Annotated in this window: 2 protein-coding genes and 1 pseudogene; 2 read left to right on the top strand and 1 reads right to left on the bottom strand. The window is 62.2% G+C overall.

What is annotated here, in order from left to right; all coding sequences use genetic code 11:
* Nucleotides 1–222 precede the first annotated feature (222 nt).
* Nucleotides 223–1,899 (bottom strand): hypothetical protein, encoded by a 1,677-nt coding sequence (locus IU459_RS36385; protein ID WP_195134132.1) that lies wholly within the window; start codon nt 1,897–1,899, stop codon nt 223–225.
* A 1,448-nt stretch (nt 1,900–3,347) separates the two neighbouring features.
* Between IU459_RS36385 and IU459_RS36380 the strand changes: the two are divergent.
* Both IU459_RS36380 and IU459_RS36375 read left to right on the top strand, forming a co-directional pair.
* A pseudogene (locus IU459_RS36380) lies at nt 3,348–4,654 on the top strand (IS256 family transposase).
* A gap of 51 nt (nt 4,655–4,705) precedes the next feature.
* Nucleotides 4,706–5,530 (top strand): GNAT family N-acetyltransferase, encoded by an 825-nt coding sequence (locus tag IU459_RS36375; protein WP_195134131.1) that lies wholly within the window; start codon nt 4,706–4,708, stop codon nt 5,528–5,530.
* Nucleotides 5,531–5,851: the final 321 nt, after the last annotated feature.

Here is a 5,851-nt window from a genome sequence, read left to right as displayed (position 1 = left end):
TGTGCGGCGCAATGTCGCCGATCAACTACGAGACCCATATGGCCGCCGTCCGTGCGGCCTCAACTGCAGCCCTGTCACGAGACGAGGCCGCATAAGGGAGCCTCCACACTTCGAGGGGATTGACAGGCGCGAGCGAAGAAAGGGGCGACATGACAGGTCCAGATCAGTCCTACGGCTGAGCGGACGTACATGGTCGTGTGATACACAGCAATCGATCCGGATTTACCGTTCTACTCTTCGCGGCCGCGCCGGATCCGCTGTAGATCGAGTCGGCTCAACATCGCGATCAGGCAACTCACTGTGTGGTTTCGGTTCGGCTGTGGTCTCATCGGTCTGGAGATTGGGCGCCGGGGCTGCGCTATCGGGGGCAAACACCCGGGGCGCGCTAGCTGCGCGCTTGGGCATCTTTGACCATGGAGTCTGTATATGTTCATGCTCGACGACCGAGCTGGCGACCGGTCGCTCGCTGTTCTCGAGCGTAGCCCGCTTTGCGGCGGTCCTCGATTTCCCACCGGCCTGCTTGGAACGCGTCCAAGGAGTGGAGGATGGCGTGCCAGGTCCAGCGCCTTGTGAGGTATTTGAAAGTCCAGGGCCATCGGTGGCACCGCTGCTCTCGTTCCGGATGCTGCCCACCGCCCGTGTGTTCGCGTCCGGACTCACGGCCTGCCCAGGTCTGACAGTATCCGCTGCGGCAAGCGGGCGTTCGCCGGAACTATGGTGAGGTTCGCCGGCGTCGACATTGTCGACCGCTCCGTTCGCCGATCCGGCTACCGGCATGGCGACAGGGCGATCTGGCGCGGCATCGCCCGACGTTGCAAGCATGCCTTTTTCGATGCCGAATACACTCGCTGCCGACGGGTCAAGACCCGGACTCGCTAAGAGTGCTCGGCTGACATCGCCGCGTTCCATGGGTGACTGTGCGGACGTTTTCGCACCATCCTGTGCGGGGAAGTTTCGGTACTCCGGCGTTATGGACATTTCTGATCCACTTCTGCCTGGATCAAATGGAACTGAATCTGCCATCCGCGACCCGCGGATCGTCTGCGGCGCGCCGGTCAGCTCGTGCAGGGCAGGCGAAGTTTCTCGAGCCGCACCTGGGTTCGACGCTCCGCTTGGCGTGATCGAAGTAGACCCTGGAGCTGCTGCGACAAGGGCGTCGGGCCCGCCGGACGTGCTGAAGTCCAACGCCTTCACATTGTCGGCGAAGGTCGCGGCATGCTCAAGGATTTTGTCGGCGTGATCGTCGAGGACCTTGGCATATCGCAGCACTTCGTCGGGTTCGATGTACAGTGGTAGCGGCGACGAGCTATCGGACGTCGGCGTATCGAGAAGGTTGCTGGCGGCGGCGAATACGGCACCGTTGATCATGCGTTCGATAGTGTGCCCGAGCGGCTCGATAGCCTTTCCGATCACCTCAGCGGCTACATATGAGATCAGCATTTCCTCCATCGCGGTGACCAGCCTGCTCGCGGCTGCCCGCACGGCGGCTGCGAACGCCGCCGAGGCACCCGCGGTAGCTGCCGTGGCTGCCATCAGAGCCGCATAACTTGCGGCCAAGGCCGCAAGTTCGGCAAGCACGGCGACCTTCACTACTGTGATCACTTCCGCCGCAATCTCCAACGCATTTGCCACCACGAGACATGACTGATCCAGGCTCTCCATATGTGTCGAGCTCATCCGAGCCCATGACGCCACGAGCGCCTCATATGAAATTCCAGAGTAGACCGAACCCATCTCCGTGATCACCCCCGTAGCCGATTCATGAGTCGCCCGAACATTCGTGGCGAACTCCCGCACCTGCCGACCCAGCTCGCGTACCTGATCCTCGTCGATATCTGGATATGGAACACCGATAAAATTCAGAAAAAGCGCCACTTCGTGCGGAATCTCAATGCCCAATTTCGTAACTCCCAAAGTGCGCAGACGCCCTCGGCCGTCGCTCTGTGCAGCTGTTCGAAGATGCCGGAGAAGCAATTGCTGTGGACCGAATTCTTGCGCACTTCCGGCCATCGGAAACGCGCTTTCATCTCGAGAAACCCTTGGTATAGCAACGTCTATACGACTGTTTTCGGGGTATCGGACTGGCCCGTCCGGAAATGACTGATGGGAGCCGACCAGTACTACTTCTGATCTATACGCTCATCTGTCGAGCGGAAGATTGGTGCCGAGAACCTGCCGCAGCCCTCACAGTTCGTGATCGATGATTGGGATACGGATCCCGCGCGCGGACGCTACACGTGGCATTTTTGTCGTATGCGCCGGCCGCAGAGTGGCGTCGGGCTGTGAGCGTCTCGAGAAAGAGGGCCTGGTTGCCGACCCAAGTCGGCGCGTCAGCAGTCGGTAACCGGGTTCGCGGTCTCTCGAGTACTAGTTCCGCGTCGGGTTGGCCCCGCCGCCCCCTCCGAGGGATCGCTGGCCGCGCCGAAGCCTGGGCCATACTCGCCGCCGCGTCGAGCTTGTCGCCCGCTACCGCATTATCGCTGAGGCGGCGATCGCCCACCTTGACAAGCTCTCCGGAGGCGGCAGTAGCTCGGAAGCTGACCGACGCTCAGGTACTCGAAGAGATCCGCGGCAGAGCTCGTTTGGGCAGCCCACCGGGATCGAATGCCCTCGACGTATCCGCGCTGATTCCCCACCAAGCTGGCGCGAAAGCCTCCGTGCTGCAGCGGCACGTCAAGGACCGGCGACTTGCTCCGGCCGGTCCGATCCAAGCCCTGGCATTGCTGCGAGCATCGCCCGGCGCGCGAAGCCGCTTCGATGCCCGCCGGGCCACCGGCGGGTGTGTCTACAAAGCCTGTCGGCACCTGTTCAACGTTCTGCGACACTTCGCTCCGCGTGGTAACGCAGCACGTGGACTGTGGCGGTGAACTCGATAGCAAGACGTGACTCGGGCATGACGACTACACCTGCTCACACCACTGCGCTGAGGACCCGCATGATGGGAGGAGCGACGATCGCCACGTGCCGACCGCAGAAAATTTCGTGCCAGTCTGTCCAAATCGCACGGCATCACATGTTCTGAAGCCCCGCACGTCTGCTTCTACTTGCAGTGGCTGCCGATGCGGCCCATCAGGGCGGCTTGCGCATGCGAAACACCGCCGCGATACGCCTCGACGCCCTCGGAGGGTGCTTGTCATTTGCCGAGCCTCCCACTACTGTCAACCGGTTCGCTATGGGGGAAACGCCTACAGCTGTAGAAGTCTCATGCTGCCACTGCACTCAGGTGAATGGGCGGGATCAAACCTTCGAAACCTGTGGATGACCGGGAGGGAGTACCTTCCCGGATGACCAGATTTCGAAGGTTTGATCACGTCCGGCGCGTCAACGCCGGCGGGAAGGTACGTCCCATGCTCAAGTTAGTTCACGACGCCCACGCAGCCAATCAGCATGGCGTGGCGGGTGCGTCGTTGATCGATGAGATCGTCCGTGACGGGGCGCGGCCCGATATACGCGGTGACCTCGGCCTCCAACGCCGCCGCGAGCATCCGAGCGTTTCCGGGGCGAGGTCGATGAGGACAGTCGGCGGCTGGTGGTGCGCAATGGCTATCGCGAGGAGCGGACCGTGCTGACCGCCGCCGGGGCGGTCACGGTGAAGGCCCCGCGGGTCAACGACAAGCGGATCGACTCGGGAATCGGTGAGCAGCAGCGGCTCTCCTCGGCAATTCTTCCCGCGTGGGCGCGCAAGTCGTGGCAGGTCACCGAGGTGCTGCCGCTGTTGTACCTGCACGGGCTGTCTACCGGCGACTTCGTGCCCGCGGTGGAGCAGTTCCTCGGTTCCGGCGCGGGGTTGTCGGCTTCGGTGGTCACCCGGCTGACCGGCCAGTGGCATGCCGAGGCGAAACTCTTTGCTGCCCGCAATCTCTCAGCGGTCGACTACGTGCATGTGTGGGTTGACGGCATCCACCTGAAAGTGCGCCTCGAACAGGAGAAGTTGTGCCTGCTGGTGATGATCGGGGTCCGCGCCGACGGCCGCAAGGAGCTTGTGGCGCTGACCGATGGGTTTCGGGAGTCGCACGAGTCGTGGGCGGATCTGCTGCGTGATTGCCGCCGTCGCGGTATGCGGGCGCCGGTACTTGTCGTGGGTGACGGGGCGCTTGGGTTCTGGAAGGCGGTGCGGGAAGTGTTCCCGGAGACTCGGGCGAAGCGCTGTTGGTGGCACAAGCATGCGAATGTGCTGGCCGCACTGCCGAAGTCGGCGCATCCCGGGGCGATTGCAGCGATGCGCGAGATCTACAATGCCGAGTACATCGACCGTGCGTAGGTGGCGATCAAGGCGTTCGAGATCGACTATGGGGCAAAGTATCCTAAGGCTGTCGCGAAGCTCGGCTTCGATACCGATGTGCTGCTGGAGTTCTACACGTATCCGGCCGAACACTGGATCCACTTGCACACAACCAACCCCATCGAGCCCACCTTTGCCACCGTCAGGTTGCGAACCAAGGTTACCAAGGGGCCAGGCTCGCGCGCGGCCGGGATCGCCATGGCCTACAAGCTGATCGAGGCTGCCCCAGCCCGTTGGCGTGCGGTCAATGGCCCACAGATGGTTGCCCTCGTCCGCACCGGCGCCATCTTTCATAAGGGCAAACTGCTGGAACGTCCCGCCGACATCGCCCCATCCCCGTCGGCCGAGACAAATGAAACCGCGGTCGCCTAACCAGAATTCCCCACAGCGAAATCGGGCCGTGTCAACGAAATCGAGTTGTCATTGAAAAACAAACCCATCCCGCTACTCAAACAAATCCAAACTGCTCTGACCAATATGTTGACTCGGGGAGCGAAGGCTGACGCCGAATCCGTCAAGGGTCTCAGCGCGGCAGTCAAACAGACAAAGATAAAGATCGAAGAAGAAGCCGATATTCGGGCCGCGGACATGATCACCAAGACAACAGGGCCTGGGGCGGCGCGACCGACGCTCCCTGCCGGTGCGCCTTCTCGGTCCGCGATCGCTGATATCCCCAATCGACTGCCGTCTGAATATCTCGACACGCGCCTGGACGAAATCGGGCCCGCAACCGTCGGCCCCGTGCACACCACCGACGGCCCCGGGATCGCCCGTGCGCAGGTGCTGGCATCACGCGTCGCCTACCATGATCTCCCGGGAGCTGCAGAGCACGTCGACAACTTCCTGCTGGGAGATCTGGGGCCGCGGAAGATCGCGGACTGGTCCCGACTGGCCACCTCAGGCGAGCCGGGACTGTTGGTGGCGCGCACCGCCGACAATACGGTCGCGGGATTCATCTGGGTCTCGACACGCGACGACGGTGCCGGAGTGGTGAATGCTTGGTACGTGCATCCGAATTGGCATGGCACCGGAGTCGGCCGAGACCTGATGCAAGCGGCGCTCAACCGGCTGGGAAACGTCGATGTATACACCCAAACGACCGTGGGCACCACAGCGATCGAACGCTATCAGAAGTACGGATTCGAAATATTCGGCGAGTTGGCAGATACGCCGCCCCGGCTACGAGACGCCGGGCTGTACGCGCCCCAGGTCGCATTGAAACGCACCTCAGGAGCGGCCGACCAGTAACGCCCGCGGATCTGCCAACTCTCCTCCATCCACAAGTTTTGACAAGGGACTGCTGCACGGATAGGTGACAACTGATTTGGCTTGCTTTCAGGCGAGCTGGAAGGATGTCGCTGTGCCCAAGCCCTACCCCCGTGAGTTCCGTGACGATGTCGTCCGGGTGGCTCGCAATCGTGATGCCGGGGTGACGCTAGCCTCAATACCAGTGACTTAAGGTTTGTGGGCTGGTAGGGTCTGTGCCCGGGAGGTGTGCATGCCGCGGCCTGGGCAGGTCAAGTCGGAGACGGATGAACGGTTGTCTGATCGCATCGCGGTCGGGTTGTT

It is taken from the genome of Nocardia amamiensis (assembly GCF_015477605.1).
GTDB lineage: Bacteria > Actinomycetota > Actinomycetes > Mycobacteriales > Mycobacteriaceae > Nocardia > Nocardia amamiensis_A.
Note: the sequence above shows the minus strand (reverse complement) of the source record. Positions and strands in the feature narration are given on the sequence as shown.